Source organism: Pseudomonas sp. BR20 (assembly GCF_050780135.1).
In the GTDB taxonomy this organism is placed as follows: domain Bacteria; phylum Pseudomonadota; class Gammaproteobacteria; order Pseudomonadales; family Pseudomonadaceae; genus Aquipseudomonas.
Window position 1 is genome coordinate 4,303,219 of sequence record NZ_CP172012.1, and the last position, 16,712, is coordinate 4,319,930.

Consider the following 16,712-nt stretch of genomic DNA (forward strand, 5'->3'; position numbering starts at 1 on the left):
ATTGCGCTTTCTGGAGGCTGAACATGCTTCGCCAGTTCCATTCACTGCCCGGTCTGATCGCCGCCCTCTTGGTCATGATATTGGCCATCAGCGGTGCGGTTTTGTCCGTCAATCCGGCTTTGGAACGCCTGCACAGCACATCGACTGCGACCGGGCAGCTCAATGTCGGCCAGTTGGCAGGACGCATTGCCAAGCACTTTCCGGGGGTGGAGCAGATCCAGCGCAGCCCCTCCGGGACGCTGACCATCTACTACAACCAGGACGGCCAGGCTGGTGCGCAAACAGTCGACCCACTCACCGGGCTAGGGCTCGGCCCCTATGAGCCATCGGCATTTTCGCGCTGGGTAAAAGACCTGCACCGTTCGCTGTTCATGGGCACCGCAGGTCATGGGGTCAGCGGTGTCGGCGCACTCTTCATGTTGATGCTTTCAGTGTCCGGCGCATTGTTGCTGGCCCGCCGCCTGGGTGGCCTGCGCAACCTGTTGCGGCCGCTGCGCGGCACATTCAGCCAGCGCTGGCATGCCGAAATCGGGCGCCTGGCCCTGCTCGGGCTGCTGCTCTCGGCCTTGAGTGGGTTCTACATGTCGGCCACGACCTTTGGTTTGATCGCCGACGGCAGTCAGTCTGAACCAGCCTTCCCGGCCAGCACCAGCGCGGGCACGGCACAGCCCGTGGCCAACCTGCAGGCGTTGCAGGCCACCGACCTGAATGACTTGCGCGAGCTGGTGTACCCGAGCCCCGGCAACCCCCAGGATGTGTTTTCCCTGCGCACGGCCCAGGGCGACGGCTACGTGGACCCGATCAGCGGCGCGCTGTTGTCGTATCAAGCCCATGACCCACTGCACAACCTTTATCAATTGATCTATCAGTTGCATACCGGAGAAAGCCTTTGGTGGCTGGGCTTGCTCCTTGGCCTCAGCGCCCTGAGCGTACCGTTAATGAGCGTGACCGGTGTTCTGCTGTGGTGGCGTCGCCGCAAGGCCGGCCCGCACATTCGCCATAACAGCCCCGCCCACTGCGCCGACAGCGTGATTCTGGTCGGCAGTGAAAACAACTCCACCTGGGGCTTTGCCAGTGCCTTGCATGACGCGCTGCACCAGGCCGGTCATCAGGTGCACAGCGCAGCGATGAATGAATGGCAGGGGGATTACCGCAGCGCGCAGCGGGTGGTAATCCTCACGGCAACCCACGGCGACGGCGACGCGCCCGCCTCTGCCACACAGTTCCTGAAGCTGCTGGCGCACTGTGGGATCAAACCCGACCTGCCCTTTGCCGTCTTGGGTTTTGGCGATCGACAGTTCGCGCAATTCTGTCAGTACGCTCACACGGTACAGGCCGCCATGGAGCAGGCCAGCGGCGTGGCGTTATTGCCACTGGAAACCATCAACCGCCAGTCTTCTCAAGCGTTCGCGCGCTGGGGCCTGGACCTGGGCGAAGTCCTGGGGCAGCCGTTGAAACTGGTCCACAGCCCCGAACGTCGGCACACCCATCAACTGATGCTGGCGGAACGCACCGTCTATGGCGAGCAAGTGCAGGCCCCGACCCACGTCCTGCGGTTCAAGGCGCGCGGCAAACTGCCGCGCTTCCAGGCCGGCGACCTGGTCGGCATCTACCCACCCAGTAGTCCGCTGCCACGCTTTTACTCGCTGGCCAGCAGCAGCGACGACGGGGTGCTGGAGATTTGCGTGCGCAAACACGAGGACGGCCTGTGCTCAGGCTTCCTGCATGGCTTGGCGATCGGCGCGTCGATCGATGCCTTTATCCAGCCCAACCCGCAATTTCGTCCGGCATCGGGCGCGCACCCGGTGATCCTGATTGGTGCGGGCACCGGCATTGGCCCCCTGGCCGGTTTTATTCGCAACAACAAAGCCCGACACCCGATGCACCTGTATTGGGGCGGGCGTAATCCGGCCTCGGACTTCCTCTATGAACCAGAGCTCAAGCATTACCTGGCCGACCGCCGCCTGACCACGTTGCGCGCCGCGTTTTCCCAGGTGCAAGACGGCAGCTATGTGCAAGACCGATTGATCAGCGATGCCCTGGCATTGCGGCGGTTGATTGAAAAAGGCGCCCAGGTGCTGGTGTGTGGCAGCCGCGACATGGCCAAAGGCGTGATGCACGCCCTGGATGAAGTGCTCATGCCGCTTAACCTGAGTGTGCAAACCCTCAAGACACAAGGACGCTACCGTGAAGATGTGTACTGAGACCCAACGCTACAGCCTGAACGGCGAGACCATGGGCACCCGCTACACCGCCGTGTTCTATGCCGAACCCGGCATCGACACCGACGCGATCAACCGCAGCCTGACCCAGGCCGTGAGCCGGGTGGACCAGCAGATGTCCACCTGGAAGCCCGACTCCGACCTCAATCGCCTCAACGCCGCTTCCGAGGGGGCATGGGTACCGGTGCCCAAAGAGCTGGCTACGGTGCTGACCACCGCGCTCCGAGTCAGCGAGCAATCCGGCGGGGCTTTCGACATTGCCGTCGGTGATCTGGTTGACGCCTGGGGCTTCGGGCCCGGCGCACCATCAGTCACCGAGCAGACCATCGACGCCTCGCCGCCACGCCAAATTCTGTCGGCCAATGGGGCGTTGACGGTGGACCCGCAACGCCATCTGGTGTGTAAACGCGCGCCGCTCAAGCTCAACCTCAACGGTATCGCCAAAGGCTTTGGCGTGGACGAACTGGCACGCTGCCTGGATGGCTTAGGGCTGACCCGTTACCTGGTCGGCATCGATGGCGAGATGCGTGCGCGAGGCGTCAAGCCGGATGCTCAACCCTGGGTCGTGGCCGTAGAAAAACCGTGCCGGGGCCAGCGTGAAGTGATGGGGGTCATAGAACTCAGCGATGCGGCCATCGCCACTTCCGGCGACTACCGGCACTGGATTGACGTCAAGGGACGACAGTATGCCCACACCATGAACCCGGCCACCGGCGCACCGTTGTGCAATACGGTCGCGGCCGTCACGGTGGTAGCAACCTCGTGCATGCTCGCCGATGCCTGGGCCACGGCATTGATGGTACTGGGCGAGATCGAAGGCCCCCGCCTGGCCCAGGTACGCGGGCTGGACGCACTATTCGTGCTGCGCGAGGGTGACCAGCTCAAAGAGATATCCATTGTCGGCGGCATTTTGCAGGCGCAGATTGAAAGCCGTCCGCCCCAAGCCCACCCACGAACGTGAGTCCCGCACCGCCATGAAATTCATGCACCGGCACACCGAATACCACCGCAGTGACCGTATCGGCTGGCTGCGCGCCGCAGTCCTGGGGGCCAATGACGGTATCGTTCCAACCGCCAGCCTGCTGATCGGCGTAGCCGCCGCCAACGCCAGCCATGCCTCGCTGATCGTCACCGGCACAGCGAGCCTGCCCACATTTATATGCACCGTGGCCTAGCGCAAAACCCGCGCCCCATGGAGTGGACGCAGTTGGTTTTACTTTCTTTCGGCCAACACTTTAAGCGCCTGCGCCGCCGCCCGCTCCTGCCCGGCCTGGGCCGTTGCGTTCGCCGAATCCCGCCAGCGCTGTGCATCCACATTGGCTGGCAATTGGCTCGGGCGCTGGGTGAGGATGGCCCAGTGCCCGGCGCTATTCCACTTCGACTCAAAGTCGCTGAAGCTCATCAGCAGGCGTCGGTCCATGCCTGAGCGCAACAGCACCGTGCTTTTCTGCTGGTTGAAACCCACCACGACCACGTAGTGCGCGTCAGACAACAGGCCTCCGCCAATCCGCGCCATCACCGGGTAACCCGCCGCCACCTGCGCCAGTACCGCGGTCAGCTTGGCATCCAGCGGGTACACCATCAGCCCGTACTCACGGGCCAGCACCTGCATGTTGCGCTCCAGGTCCGCTTCACCGCCCGGCAAATGCAACGGCTTATCCAGCAAGCCCGGTGTCATCACAATGCCTTGTTGCGACAGCATGCTGGCTAACGCTGTAGGACCGCTCTGATAAGCCTCGCTGCGAAAGGTCGGCACACCATTGAGTTCGACACGTTCCGGCAGGCCCGGAAGTTTCGACGGGTGCCCGGAACAGGCCGCGAGCCCCAGGGCACAGGCCAGCAACAAGGATGTTTTAAGGTTCGACCGTAACCGCAATTTTTTACTCTCTTGATCAACTGCCGGTGAGGGCCCTGATCATAGGACGCTCTGCCACGCGGGTATAGCCCATAGGCTCAGTAAAGCGTCGCGGATAGAGCAAACGAGTTGGACGAACACGACCATTGGTCAATAGCAGGCAACCACCGGGTAGCTAGACTGTCCATTGAGAAGACTGTGTGTGCCCCCTGCGGGGCGAAAGGAGGCCAAAATGAGCCTTGCAACAACGATTTTCCTGTTGATCTGCGGATGGCTGGCGGTAGCCGGCGCCATGTTGTGGGGGGTGTTGCGCATTACCCGTCGGCACCACCACCCCCACGTCAAACCTGCGGCACCTGCCAAGCCCCATAGAGCGGCGGTGCACCACGCCTAGCCAGGCATGCAATTGAAATCCTGAGTCGCCGCAACTTCCTTACCGTGCCCATCCCTCAGGGATGCGCGCACGGTGGTGCCCAGGCTCGACTCCACCAGGGTGTAATGCTCACCCGCCTTGAAATCCTTGTACTCGACCCGGCCCTGGCAGTCCTGCTGGTTGTCGTCGCCTGCCTCTTCCTCGAATAACGTCACGTCCAAGCGGTGATCCCCGGGGGTCACTTCGAAAAAGCGCCCGTCATCTACACGCTTGCCGTCCACACGTTCGGCCATCAGGTCGTTCGGCGCTTCTTCTTTCAAGCCGATCCAGGCTTCGCTGGGGTCCGCCTTGGGGATCGGGCCGGCACAGGCCGACAACAACAAAACAGCACCCAGGGCGGGGATCAACAATAAAGGTTTGAGTGACATGGCAGGGCTCCAAAGAACATCAGTAAAAAGACAAGTCGTCCGATGGGGTGCAAGCTTGGGCAACCACGTGTTGCAGAACAAATGAATGCATATGAAACGATCTTCAGCCCTTAACTAAATGTTCCTTCACCTGGCTGAAAGGCGCGTGTTAGGTGGGTCGGACGAGACTGCCGGGGTTTGCAATCCTGCTCCCTCGGAGGTTCACGCATGCTCGGGCTGGTAAAGACCGCACTGCAAAAGCCGTACACGTTTATCGTGTTGGCCATATTCATCTGCATCATCGGGCCGATGGCGGCCCTGCGAACCCCCACCGACGTGTTTCCCGATATCGGCATCCCTGTGGTCGCCGTGGTCTGGCAGTACAACGGCCTGTCACCGGACGCCATGGCCGGTCGGGTGATCTACACCTACGAACGCTCCCTGAGCACTACCGTCAACGACATCGAACATATCGAATCGCAATCCCTGCCCGGCATGGGCATCGTGAAGATTTTCTTCCAGCCCGGCGTCGACATCCGCACCGCCAACGCCCAAGTGACCGCCGTGTCACAAACTGTGCTCAAGCAGATGCCACCGGGCATCACGCCGCCGCTGATCCTCAACTACAGCGCCTCCACGGTGCCGATCCTGCAAATGGCGTTCTCCAGCCCGACGCTGTCGGAAGCCAGGATTCGCGACCTGGTGCAGAACAATATCCGCCTGCCTCTCAGCGCCCTGCCCGGCCTGGCCATGCCCACGCCAATGGGCGGCAAACAGCGGCAGATCACCCTCGACCTCGACCCCCAGGCGCTGGCCGCCAAAGGCTTGTCGGCCCAGGACGTGGGCAATGCCCTGGCGCTGCAAAACCAGATCATTCCGGTGGGCACCGCCAAACTCGGCCCCAACGAATACACGATCCTGCTCAACAACAGCCCCAAGGCCATCGATGAGCTCAACGACCTGCCGATCAAGACCGTCGACGGCGCGCTGATCACCATCGGCCAGGTCGCCCACGTGCGCGACGGCTCGCCGCCGCAGACCAACATCGTGCGCGTCGACGGCCATCGCGCGGTGCTGATGCCGGCGTTGAAAAACGGCAGCATTTCCACCCTGTCGATCATCGACGGTATCCGCCAGATGCTGCCGCGCATCAACGAAACCCTGCCGCCGTCACTGAAGACCTCGCTGCTGGGCGACGCCTCGGTATTCGTCAAGCAATCGGTGGGCAGCGTGGCCCAGGAAGGCATCATCGCCGCGCTGCTGACCAGTGCGATGATCCTGCTGTTCCTCGGCAGCTGGCGCTCCACGCTCATTATCGCGGCGTCAATTCCCCTGGCGGTGCTGTCGGCCATTGCGCTGCTGGCGGTCAGCGGGCAAACCCTCAACGTCATGACCCTCGGCGGGCTGGCGTTGGCGGTGGGGATCCTGGTGGACGACGCCACGGTGACCATCGAAAACATCAACTGGCACCTGGAACAAGGCAAGGCGGTGAAGACCGCGATCCTCGACGGCGCCGCGCAAATTGTCGGCCCGGCGTTCGTCTCGCTGCTGTGCATTTGCATCGTGTTCGTGCCGATGTTCCTGCTGCAAGGCATCGCCGGGTATCTGTTCCGACCGATGGCGCTGGCGGTGATCTTTGCCATGGCCAGCTCATTCATCCTTTCGCGCACCCTGGTGCCGACGCTGGCGATGTTCCTGCTCAAGCCACATATACCGGAGCCAGGTGCCGGGCATCATCCTGAAGATGCATTCATCAACCACCATGAGGGCGAGCAGCACACGAAACCGCGCAATGCCGCGCTGCAAGCCGTGCTGAATTTCCAGCAAGGTTTCGAGCGCCACTTCTCGAATATCCGCGACACCTACCATGGCTTGCTGACGTTGGCCCTGGGTCATCGCAAGCGCTTTATCGTGGGCTTTCTGGCCTGTGTGCTCGCCTCATTCCTGCTGTTGCCCAGCCTTGGCCAGGACTTCTTCCCGGCAACGGATGCCGGTGCGCTGGCCCTGCATGTGCGCCTGCCGCTGGGCACGCGCATCGAAGAAAGCGCCGCCGCCTTCGACCGCATCGAAGCGCGGATCCGTGAGGTCATCCCTGCCGAGGAACTGGACACCATCGTCGATAACATTGGCATCCCGCTCAGCGGCATCGACATGGCCTACAGCAGCAGCGGCACCATCGGCCCGCAGGATGGCGACATTCAGGTCAGCCTGAAAAAACACCACGCGCCCACCGCCGACTACGTGAAAAAACTGCGTGAAGCGCTGCCGCAAAGCTTCCCCGGCAGCCACTTCGCGTTCCTGCCGGCGGACATCAGCAGCCAGATCCTCAACTTCGGCGCGCCGGCGCCGCTGGACGTGAAAATCTCCGGGCGCAGCGATGCAGAAAACCGCGCCTATGCCGTCGAGCTGGAACGTCGCCTGCAACACGTACCCGGCATCGCCGACCTGCGCATCCAGCAGTCCACCGGCTACCCGTCGCTGCAGGTGAATGTCGACCGCATGCGCGCCAACGGCCTGGGCATTACCGAGCGCGACGTGACCAACAGCATGGTTGCCTCCCTCGCCGGCAGTTCGCAGACCGCGCCGACCTTCTGGCTCAACCCGGCCAACGGCGTGTCCTATTCCATCGTCGCCGCCACCCCGCAATACCGCCTCGACAGTCTGCCGTCACTGGAAGCCCTGCCCGTTACCGGCGCCGATGGGCAGTCGCAGATCCTCGGCGGCGTGGCAACCATCTCCCGCGTGCAAAGCCCGGCAGTGGTGACGCACTACAACATCGAACCGACCCTGGACCTGTACGCCAACGTGCAGGGCCGCGACCTCGGCGGCGTGGCCCGCGACGTGCAAAAAGTGCTGGATGACACCGCGCATATGCGCCCCAAAGGCGCGACGATCAGCCTGCACGGGCAGATCGATGCGCTGCATGAAGCCTTCAGCGGCTTGAGCTTTGGCCTGCTGGGTGCGGTGGTGCTGATCTACCTGCTGATCGTGGTCAACTTCCAGTCGTGGGCCGACCCATTCGTAATCATCACCGCGTTGCCGGCGGCGCTCGCGGGGATCGTGTGGATGCTGTTCCTCAGCGGTACCTCATTGTCGGTGCCGGCGCTCACCGGCGCCATCTTGTGCATGGGCGTAGCCACGGCCAACTCGATCCTGGTGGTGAGCTTCTGCCGTGAGCGCCTGGCCGAACATGGTGATGCGTTGAAGGCCGCCATGGAGGCCGGTTACACGCGCTTCCGCCCGGTGTGCATGACCGCCCTGGCGATGATCATCGGCATGTTGCCCCTGGCGATTTCCGAGGAGCAGAACGCCCCGCTCGGGCGCGCCGTTATCGGCGGTTTGATCTTCGCCACTCTCGCCACGTTGTTGTTTGTTCCCGTGGTCTTCAGCCTGGTCCACGGTCGTCACCCTACTCGCGCAGTTGCAGGAGAAACCCCACATGTCGTCTGATCACAAACCCTCGCGCAAGCGTCTGATGCTCATGGGTGTCGGCGGCCTGACCCTGGCCGCCCTGCTGGTCGCCAACGGCCTGCATGCCCGCACGCTGCACGAACAATCGGTCACCGCCTGGACCGAGACCGCCGCCATTCCGCACGTGATGGTGTTCCAGCCCAAGCAGAATGTGGCCGGCGATACCTTGCGCCTGCCGGCGCACCTTGAGGCGTGGAGCAAGGCGCCGATCCATGCCCGGGTCAGCGGTTACCTGAAGGATTGGAAAGTCGATATCGGCAGCCACGTCAGCGCCGGGCAAGTCCTCGCGGAAATCGACAGCCCCGACCTTGATCAACAGCTGGCGCAGACCCATGCACGCCTGGTGCAGGAACAGGCCAACGCACGCCTGGCCGAAACCACCGCCACGCGTTGGCAAAACCTGCTGGCCAGCCATTCGGTCTCGCGCCAGGAGGCCGATGAAAAAACCTCCAATGCCGCTGCCGCCAAGGCCAACGCCGAGGCCGCCGCTGCCGACTATGCACGGCTGTCGGCACTGGAAAGCTACAAGACCCTTCGCGCCCCGTTCGCCGGTACCATCACCGCGCGCAACACCGATATCGGCCAGTTGATCAAGGCCGACACCGACAGCGATCCGGAACTGTTCAACATCGCCGACACCCACCAATTGCGCCTCTATGTGCCGGTGCCGCAGAACTACGCGGCGGTCATCCATCCCGGCCTTGAAGCCGAGCTGACCGTGCCCGAGCATCCCGGCAAGCTCTTCAAGGCGCGCCTGATCGGTGACTCCACCGCCATCGACCGCCGCTCCGGGACCCTGCTCGCCCAGTTCGTCGCCGACAACCCCAACGGCGAATTGCTGCCCGGTGATTATGCCGAAGCCACCCTGCCGATTCCGGCCGATACCCATGGCGTGAGCATCCCGGCCAGCGCGCTGATCTTCCGCGCCCAGGGCACCCAGGTGGCGGTGCTGGATGGGCACAACCATGTGCACCTGCAAGCCATCCATATCGGCCTCGACCTGGGCGAACGCCTGGTGATCGACCAAGGCTTGAAACCCGCCGACCGCATCGTCGACAACCCGCCCGATGCCCTGCGCGAAGGCGACCCGGTGCAACTGGCCGACGCCGGAGGTGAGCATGCGCGCAAGGCTTAAGGTGCGCATGCGCACAGGGCTTAAACCGCTCGCCGCGTTGATGCTGCTGGCACTGCAAGGCTGCTCGATGGCGCCGACCTACAAGGTGCCGTCGATCGACCTGCCGGCCAACTACCGCGAACAGACCAGCGATGGTCCCTGGCACAGTGCGCAGCCGTCCGACCAACTGGCTCCCGAATGGTGGAAGCTCTACAACGATTCGCGCCTGAATGACCTGCAACAGCAACTGCTCAAGGCCAACCCGGACCTGGCGGCGGCGCTGGCGCACTTCGATGCTTCCCAGGCGTATGCCAGCCAACTGCACGCAGGCCTGTTCCCGCAGATCACCGCCAGCGCACAGCCGTTGCGCCAGCGGCAATCCGACTCGCGACCGTTGCGGGGGGATACGCAGCCATCGGTGTACAACAGCAACACCGCCGGTTTTTCGTTGAGTTACGACCTGGACCTGTGGGGCAAAATCCGCAACCAGGTCGCGGCCGGTGATGCCCAGGCGCAAGCGTCCGGGGATGACCTGGCGGTGGCGCGCCTGAGTTTGCAACGTCAGTTGGCGACCTTGTACGTGCAGCTCAATGGGCTGGATGCGCAGAGCCGGATTCTCACTGGCTCGCTGGAGGATTTCCGCCAGGCACTGCAACTGACTCGCAGCCGCTACGAGGGCCAGATAGCCTCGGAGCTGGACCTGACCCGTGCGCAAAATCAACTGGCGCAGGCCAAAGCGCAATTGGATGAGGTACGCGCGCAACGAAACCTCACTGAGCACGCCATCGGTGAATTGGTAGGCGTGGCAGCCAGCGACTTTACGTTGCCGCCCGGCCAGCATCTGATCGCCCTGCCGGGGGTTCCGTCGCAGCTGCCAAGCCACCTGCTGCAACGTCGCCCGGATATTGCGGCGGCAGAGCGTCGGGTGTTTGCGGCCAACGCGAATATCGGCGTGGCCAAGGCGGCGTGGTATCCGGACTTCAGCTTGACCGGGTTGATCGGCGGGCAAACGCAGGGCGTGGGGAATTTGCTCTCGGCGGGTAATCGGTATTGGGCGCTGGGGCCGTTGATGAATGTGCCGATCTTTGATGGTGGGCGCTTGAGTGCCAATGAACGCCAGGCCAAGGCCGAGTTTGAAGAAGCGTCCGCGCAGTATCGCAGCCGGGTGCTGAAGGCCGTGCGCGAGGTCGAAGATAACCTCGCGCAACTGCGGGATTTGCAGCAGGAAGCACAGGATGAGCAAGCGGCGGCGGACGCGGCGCAACACACGCAATCGCTGGCGATGAACAGCTATCAAGCGGGTGCGGTGAGTTACCTGGATGTGGTGACAGCGCAGACGGCAGCGTTGCAAGCGCAGCGGACATTGCAGGCGGTACAGACGCGGCAGTTGCAGGCCAGTGTAGGACTCGTGACCGCACTCGGCGGCGGCTGGCAACCGGGCGCCTGACATCACCCCGAGGCACAATTCAGGCTAAATGCAAGAGAGAGCTTGTCCCCGATAGCGGTGGAACAGCCAGTTTATCCGTAGCTGAGCCACCGCAATCGGGAGCAAGCCCCCTCCCACACTGGTCCTGCGTCAGACACATAATGTATAAGCGCCGCTGAGCCAATGTGGGAGGGGGCTTGCCCCCGATTGCGACCGTCCAGACACATGCTGCCAAAAGCCTGCCCATCAATATCTTGCTCTCCAATCTAGCCTCTCTAAGCACATCTTGAGAGGGCCAGGGAATGGCAGATTTACCCGCTTCACACCGCCTGCGCATCGGTCGATTCAGCGAACACAACCGTATCTACCTCATCACCACCAACACCCACGAACGCATACCGATATTCGACAATTTCCATCTCGCTCGCTTGGTGGTCTGGCAATTTCGGTTGGCCCAGTACCAAGGGCTGGCCAACTCGCTGGCATGGGTCATCATGCCGGACCATTTCCATTGGCTGCTTGAACTGAAAAAAAGCTCGCTGGCGGACTTGATGTGCCAGGTGAAGTCAAAGAGCACCAGGACCGTCAATGGTGCAAGCGGACGCAAGGGACGGCTCTGGCAAGAGAGCTTCCATGACCGAACGCTGCGTAAGGAAGATGACTTAGTGAAAATGGCCCGGTATGTGGTGGCTAATCCACTGCGAGCGGGCCTGGTCAAGCGGATTGGCGACTACCCACTGTGGGATGCCATCTGGGTTTAACGTCAAACACAGTTCAAATGTGGGAGGGGGCTTGCTCCCGATTGCGGTAGGTCAGTCAGCTTATCTGTAACTGATACACCGCTATCGGGAGCAAGCCCCCTCCCACATTTTTTACCCGCATTTCAGGCGGCGAGTTTGCCGCTGGCGATGGCTGCCGATGCAGCCACCATGGCCCGCAGCAGCACCGCACACCCAGCTGCCAGGTCATCCGGCGCGGCGTTCTCGATTTCGTTATGGCTGATACCCCCCTCACACGGCACAAAGATCATCCCCGCCGGCCCCAACTCGGCGACGAAAATCGCGTCGTGCCCTGCCCCGCTGACGATGTCCATGTTCGACAAGCCCAGCCCATTCGCCGCATCGCGCACGGCGTCAACGCAGCCTTTGTCGAAGTACAGCGGCGGGAAGTCAGCCGTGGGTTCCATTTCAAAACTCAGCCCATGCTTGGCACAGGTCTCGTCAATCACCGTGCGCACCTCGGCAATCATCGAATCCAACCGCGCCGGTTCCAAGTGACGGAAGTCCAGGGTCATGCGCACTTCGCCAGGAATGACGTTGCGTGAACCGGGATACGCCTGCAGGCAACCGACGGTCCCGCAGGCATGCGGCTGATGCCCCAGCGCCGCCGCATTGACCGCCGCCACCACCGCCGCCGCGCCTACCAGGGCGTCCTTGCGCAGGTGCATCGGCGTCGGCCCCGCATGCGCTTCAACGCCGCGCAGTTTCAGGTCGAACCACTTTTGCCCAAGGGCGCCGAGCACCACGCCGATGGTCTTCTTCTCATCCTCCAGAATCGGCCCTTGTTCGATATGCGCCTCGAAATACGCACCGACCTTGTGCCCACTCTCAGGACGGGTTCCCGCGTAGCCAATCGCATTCAGCGCATCACCCACGCTGACCCCGTCCGCATCGACCTTGGCCAAGGTATCCGCCAGGGTGAATTTCTCCGCAAATACCCCCGAGCCCATCATGCACGGTGGGAAGCGCGAGCCTTCCTCGTTGGTCCACACCACCACTTCCAAGGGCGCCTCGGTTTCGATCTTGAGGTCATTTAGCGTACGCAGCACTTCCACCCCCGCCAGCACACCGAAGCAACCATCGAACTTGCCGCCCGTAGGCTGAGTGTCGATATGGCTGCCGGTCATCACCGGCGGCAGGTTGGGATTACGACCGGGACGGCGCGCGAAGATATTGCCGATGCCGTCGACGGTCACGGTGCAACCGGCGTCTTCGCACCACTGCACAAACAGGTCGCGGGCCTTGCGGTCGAGGTCGGTGAGGGCCAGGCGGCACACGCCGCCCTTGGGGGTGGCACCGAGTTTGGCCAGGTCCATCAGCGACTGCCACAAGCGGTCGCGGTTGATGTGCTGGTGGGTCGATTGCAGAACGTCAAGGGCAGCGTTCATGGGGATCTCCTCAGGCGTGTATTTCTTATGAATTGACAACGACCGGGCTGGCTCCGCGCCTGGCATTCAGGCCGTAATACAACAACCCGCCCAAGGCCGAACCGGTAAACCAGCCGTAGCTGTAGAACCAGCTGAACGCATCACTGCCCAACGACAGCAACGTCAACACCACCGGCACGCCAAAGGCGATAAAGCCGCTCCAGTTCCACGCCGGGTATACGTCGTCGCGGTACAGACCAGCCAGGTCCAGTTGCTGTTTGCGGGTGATGAAGTAGTCCACCACCATGATCCCGGCGATCGGGCCCAGCAGGCTTGAGTAGCCCAGCAACCAGTTGGAATACACGGTTTCCAGGCTCACATCCGAGACGATCAAGCCGAGTTTTTTCAGCAGTTCATGGCCCATCAGCACCAACCCCACCAAACCGGTGAGGATCACCGCCGTGGTGCGGTTGATCAGCTTGGGCGCGATGTTCTGGAAGTCGTTGGTGGGCGAGACGATGTTCGCGGCGGTGTTGGTGGACAAGGTCGCGACGATGATCAGCGCCATGGCCACGGCCACCCACACCGGGCTCTGGATATGGCCGATCAGGGTCACGGGATCGGACACGCTGACGCCCACCAGTTTCACCGAGGCGGCGGTCATGATCACGCCGAGGGCGGCGAACAGGAACATGGTCAGCGGCAGACCGAAAATCTGCCCGAGGATCTGGTCCTTCTGGCTTTTGGCGTAGCGGCTGAAGTCGGGAATATTCAGCGACAAGGTGGCCCAGAAGCCCACCATCGCGGTCAGGCCGGCCATGAAGTAACCGGTAAGGCTCGCGCCCTCGGGACGCTTGGGCGGGATCGCCATCAGTTCGCTGAGAGACACATTCGGCATCGCCCACACCAGCAGGCCAATGCCCACCGCCACCAGCAACGGAGCCGACAGGGTTTCCAGGCGCTTGATCGACTCGGCGCCGCGCAGCACCACCCATAAATTCAGGCACCAGAACATCATGAAGCCGATCACTTCACCAGTGCCGCCGAGGGACTTCCACCCCTCGAAAATCGAGCCCAGGAACAGGTGAATCGCCAGCCCGCCAAACATCGTCTGGATACCAAACCAGCCGCACGCCACCAGCGCGCGGATCAGGCACGGCACGTTGGAACCGAGGATGCCGAAGGACGAACGCAGCAACACCGGAAACGGAATGCCGTACTTGGTGCCGGGAAAGGCGTTGAGGGTCAGCGGGATCAGCACCACGATATTGGCGAGCAAAATCGCCATCAGCGCCTCGCCCACCGACAACCCGAAATACGCGGTGAGCACACCGCCCAGGGTGTACGTGGGCACGCAGATCGACATGCCGACCCACAGCGCGGTGATGTGCCACTTGTTCCAGGTGCGTTCGCGCACCTTGGTCGGTGCCATGTCGTGGTTGTAGCGAGGGCTGTCGAGGACGTCGGGGCCGGCGTCGAGTTCGTACAGGCCGTTGCGCTCAATGACTTGCGATCTGTTCTGTTGCATGGCCGCTCCACGGTTTTTTCGAATTATTGTTGCTCACCCCGCGCTGAACGCTGGGTGGCCGGAGTACCTCGTAAACAACATGACATCACGGGTCCGGCCAGCCGCCACTGCACTCAATAACCGTGCCGACAACCGCTCTCGAACCCGCACCGCTTATATAACTCGCTGATGTTAATCAGCTTTCCGATTGTGCCTGCGGTACTTGCCGCGCTACTCAGGCTAAATAACGCGCCAGTTATCCAAACCGTCAGGACTCAATCTGGTGCACCACAATTATTTTTATTTACCGACCCCGTCAAGAGGCATGTCTCAAGCGTCTGATTTGCAATAAGAAATGTTGCCTATATTGAGAACCTGTCAAGTGCGTCAAAATGGTGAGAGACCGCTACATTTTGGTGATTTTGTATTTTTATCGTTATAAATCAATAAATTAAATACGGTATAAGCTTATAAAAAATCTTCTTGCTCAATCGAAAAACTCGGGCTAGTTTCTATTCCTGTCACCGATGACAGGAATTAACCGACCATCGGCGCGTAGCAATAAAACACTTAGAACTGGCACAAGCCGGTCAAGCCTGTGAGGAACTCGACATGTCGCTGTTGATCCGTGGCGCTACCGTTATTACCCATGATGAAAGTTACCGCGCCGATGTTTTATGCGCAGGCGGTCTGATTCGCGCCATTGGCACGGACCTGGATATTCCCGCCGGCACTGAACAACTCGACGGCAGTGGACAATATTTGATGCCCGGCGGCATCGACCCCCATACCCATATGCAACTGCCCTTCATGGGCACAGTGGCCAGTGAAGATTTTTTCAGCGGCACGGCGGCGGGTCTGGCAGGGGGCACCACCTCGATCATCGACTTCGTGATTCCCAACCCGCAGCAATCGTTGATGGAAGCGTTTCACCAGTGGCGGGGCTGGGCAGAAAAGTCTGCGTCCGACTACGGCTTTCATGTGGCGATCACCTGGTGGAGCGAACAGGTGCGCGAGGAAATGGCCGAGCTGGTCAGCCACCACGGCATCAACAGCTTCAAGCATTTCATGGCCTACAAGAACGCAATCATGGCGGCCGACGACACCCTGGTGGCCAGCTTCGAACGCTGCCTGGAACTCGGCGCCGTGCCCACCGTGCATGCGGAAAACGGCGAGCTGGTGTACCACCTGCAACGCAAGCTGATGGCCCAGGGCATCACCGGGCCGGAAGCGCACCCGCTGTCGCGCCCGTCCCAAGTGGAAGGCGAAGCGGCCAGCCGCGCAATCCGTATCGCCGAGACCATCGGCACGCCGCTGTACCTGGTGCACGTGTCTACCAAGGAGGCGCTGGATGAAATCACCTACGCCCGGGGCAAGGGCCAGGCGGTCTACGGCGAAGTGCTCGCCGGCCACCTGCTGCTGGACGACAGCGTCTACCAGCACCCCGACTGGCAAACCGCCGCCGGCTATGTGATGAGCCCGCCGTTCCGTCCACGCGGGCATCAGGAAGCGCTGTGGCATGGCCTGCAATCGGGCAACCTGCACACCACCGCCACCGACCACTGCTGCTTCTGCGCCGAGCAAAAAGCCGCCGGGCGTGACGATTTCAGCAAGATCCCCAACGGCACCGCCGGTATCGAAGACCGCATGGCGCTGCTGTGGCACGAAGGGGTCAACACCGGACGCCTGTCGATGCAGGAGTTCGTCGCGCTGACCTCCACCAACACCGCGAAAATCTTCAACCTCTACCCGCGCAAAGGCGCGATCCGCGTGGGTGCGGATGCCGATCTGGTGCTGTGGGACCCCGAAGGTACGCGGACCATTTCCGCCAAGACCCACCATCAGAAGGTCGACTTCAACATCTTCGAAGGCAAGACCGTGCGCGGCGTGCCGAGCCACACCATCAGCCAGGGCAAGCTGGTCTGGGCCGATGGCGACCTGCGCGCCGAGCGCGGCGCCGGGCGCTATGTGGAACGGCCGGCGTATCCGTCGGTGTTTGAGCAGTTGAGCAAGCGGGCGGAGCATTCCAGGCCGGTTGCTGTGAAGCGCTGAGACCGCTATCGGGGGCAAGCCCCCTCCCACACTTGACCGCATTCATTCAGATACAACTCGGTCGAATGTGGGAGGGGGCTTGCCCCCGATGAGGCCAGTACAGGCAACAAAAATGCCCACTTAGAGGCAATCCAAAAAA

12 protein-coding genes and 1 pseudogene are annotated in these 16,712 nt (G+C 62.0%); 9 read left to right on the plus strand and 4 right to left on the minus strand.

Annotation, left to right across the window (positions count from 1 at the left end):
* The first annotated feature begins 23 nt into the window (after nucleotides 1–23).
* The 3 genes and pseudogenes from ACHPFG_RS19595 to ACHPFG_RS19605 all read left to right on the plus strand — a co-directional run.
* Entirely contained in the window at nucleotides 24–2,204 is a 2,181-nt protein-coding gene (locus tag ACHPFG_RS19595) for a PepSY domain-containing protein (protein ID WP_431700204.1), read from the plus strand.
* Complete coding sequence (locus ACHPFG_RS19600) at nucleotides 2,194–3,183, plus strand: FAD:protein FMN transferase (RefSeq protein ID WP_431703499.1); 990 nt, start codon at nucleotides 2,194–2,196, stop codon at nucleotides 3,181–3,183. Before ACHPFG_RS19595 ends, ACHPFG_RS19600 begins: the two co-directional genes overlap by 11 nt.
* Nucleotides 3,184–3,196: 13 nt before the next feature.
* Nucleotides 3,197–3,370 (plus strand): annotated as a pseudogene (locus ACHPFG_RS19605) (VIT1/CCC1 transporter family protein); the annotation flags it as partial.
* Between the two features lie 65 nt (nucleotides 3,371–3,435).
* Here the strand turns inward: ACHPFG_RS19605 and ACHPFG_RS19610 are convergent.
* Entirely contained in the window at nucleotides 3,436–4,098 is a 663-nt protein-coding gene (locus ACHPFG_RS19610; protein WP_431700205.1) for a C39 family peptidase, read from the minus strand.
* A 211-nt stretch (nucleotides 4,099–4,309) separates the two neighbouring features.
* On the opposite strand from ACHPFG_RS19610, the gene ACHPFG_RS19615 reads away from it, so the two are divergent.
* Complete coding sequence (locus tag ACHPFG_RS19615) at nucleotides 4,310–4,471, plus strand: hypothetical protein (RefSeq protein WP_162844269.1); 162 nt, start codon at nucleotides 4,310–4,312, stop codon at nucleotides 4,469–4,471.
* Here the strand turns inward: ACHPFG_RS19615 and ACHPFG_RS19620 are convergent.
* Nucleotides 4,468–4,878, minus strand: a complete 411-nt coding sequence (locus tag ACHPFG_RS19620) for a hypothetical protein (RefSeq protein WP_431700206.1) — start codon at nucleotides 4,876–4,878, stop codon at nucleotides 4,468–4,470. The two genes, ACHPFG_RS19615 and ACHPFG_RS19620, sit on opposite strands and share 4 nt — an antisense overlap.
* A 207-nt stretch (nucleotides 4,879–5,085) precedes the next feature.
* Between ACHPFG_RS19620 and ACHPFG_RS19625 the strand changes: the two genes are divergently transcribed.
* The 4 genes from ACHPFG_RS19625 (at nucleotide 5,086) to ACHPFG_RS19640 (ending at nucleotide 11,629) form a co-directional block, all read left to right on the plus strand.
* Nucleotides 5,086–8,307: an efflux RND transporter permease subunit gene (locus tag ACHPFG_RS19625; RefSeq protein ID WP_431700207.1), complete on the plus strand. Its 3,222-nt coding sequence runs from the start codon at nucleotides 5,086–5,088 to the stop codon at nucleotides 8,305–8,307.
* Nucleotides 8,297–9,463, plus strand: coding sequence for an efflux RND transporter periplasmic adaptor subunit (locus tag ACHPFG_RS19630; protein ID WP_431700208.1), 1,167 nt, complete (start codon nucleotides 8,297–8,299; stop codon nucleotides 9,461–9,463). The genes ACHPFG_RS19625 and ACHPFG_RS19630 overlap by 11 nt, the downstream gene beginning before the upstream one ends.
* A gap of 7 nt (nucleotides 9,464–9,470) precedes the next feature.
* Nucleotides 9,471–10,889 carry an efflux transporter outer membrane subunit gene (locus ACHPFG_RS19635; protein ID WP_431703500.1) on the plus strand — a complete coding sequence of 473 codons (1,419 nt, stop codon included), beginning with the start codon at nucleotides 9,471–9,473 and terminating at the stop codon, nucleotides 10,887–10,889.
* A gap of 281 nt (nucleotides 10,890–11,170) precedes the next feature.
* The gene (locus tag ACHPFG_RS19640; RefSeq protein WP_431700209.1) at nucleotides 11,171–11,629 is read left to right on the plus strand and encodes an REP-associated tyrosine transposase; all 459 of its coding nucleotides are present in this window, start codon (nucleotides 11,171–11,173) and stop codon (nucleotides 11,627–11,629) included.
* Between the two features lie 122 nt (nucleotides 11,630–11,751).
* On the opposite strand, the gene ACHPFG_RS19645 is transcribed toward ACHPFG_RS19640, so the two are convergent.
* Nucleotides 11,752–13,035 carry a Zn-dependent hydrolase gene (locus tag ACHPFG_RS19645; protein WP_131698146.1) on the minus strand — a complete coding sequence of 428 codons (1,284 nt, stop codon included), beginning with the start codon at nucleotides 13,033–13,035 and terminating at the stop codon, nucleotides 11,752–11,754.
* A 25-nt stretch (nucleotides 13,036–13,060) separates the two neighbouring features.
* Nucleotides 13,061–14,542, minus strand: a complete 1,482-nt coding sequence (locus ACHPFG_RS19650) for an NCS1 family nucleobase:cation symporter-1 (protein WP_431700210.1) — start codon at nucleotides 14,540–14,542, stop codon at nucleotides 13,061–13,063.
* 591 nt (nucleotides 14,543–15,133) lie between these two features.
* Between ACHPFG_RS19650 and hydA the strand changes: the two genes are divergently transcribed.
* Entirely contained in the window at nucleotides 15,134–16,573 is a 1,440-nt protein-coding gene (gene hydA, locus ACHPFG_RS19655; RefSeq protein ID WP_131698148.1) for a dihydropyrimidinase, read from the plus strand.
* Nucleotides 16,574–16,712: the final 139 nt, after the last annotated feature.

Coding starts and splice junctions, on each gene's coding strand:
- ACHPFG_RS19615 (WP_162844269.1), top strand. CDS start 4,310: ATGAGCCTTGCAACAACGATTTTCCTGTTGATCTGCGGATGGCTGGCG.
- ACHPFG_RS19620 (WP_431700206.1), bottom strand. CDS start 4,878: ATGTCACTCAAACCTTTATTGTTGATCCCCGCCCTGGGTGCTGTTTTG.
- ACHPFG_RS19600 (WP_431703499.1), top strand. CDS start 2,194: ATGTGTACTGAGACCCAACGCTACAGCCTGAACGGCGAGACCATGGGC.
- ACHPFG_RS19625 (WP_431700207.1), top strand. CDS start 5,086: ATGCTCGGGCTGGTAAAGACCGCACTGCAAAAGCCGTACACGTTTATC.
- hydA (WP_131698148.1), top strand. CDS start 15,134: ATGTCGCTGTTGATCCGTGGCGCTACCGTTATTACCCATGATGAAAGT.
- ACHPFG_RS19645 (WP_131698146.1), bottom strand. CDS start 13,035: ATGAACGCTGCCCTTGACGTTCTGCAATCGACCCACCAGCACATCAAC.
- ACHPFG_RS19630 (WP_431700208.1), top strand. CDS start 8,297: ATGTCGTCTGATCACAAACCCTCGCGCAAGCGTCTGATGCTCATGGGT.
- ACHPFG_RS19595 (WP_431700204.1), top strand. CDS start 24: ATGCTTCGCCAGTTCCATTCACTGCCCGGTCTGATCGCCGCCCTCTTG.
- ACHPFG_RS19650 (WP_431700210.1), bottom strand. CDS start 14,542: ATGCAACAGAACAGATCGCAAGTCATTGAGCGCAACGGCCTGTACGAA.
- ACHPFG_RS19635 (WP_431703500.1), top strand. CDS start 9,471: ATGCGCACAGGGCTTAAACCGCTCGCCGCGTTGATGCTGCTGGCACTG.
- ACHPFG_RS19640 (WP_431700209.1), top strand. CDS start 11,171: ATGGCAGATTTACCCGCTTCACACCGCCTGCGCATCGGTCGATTCAGC.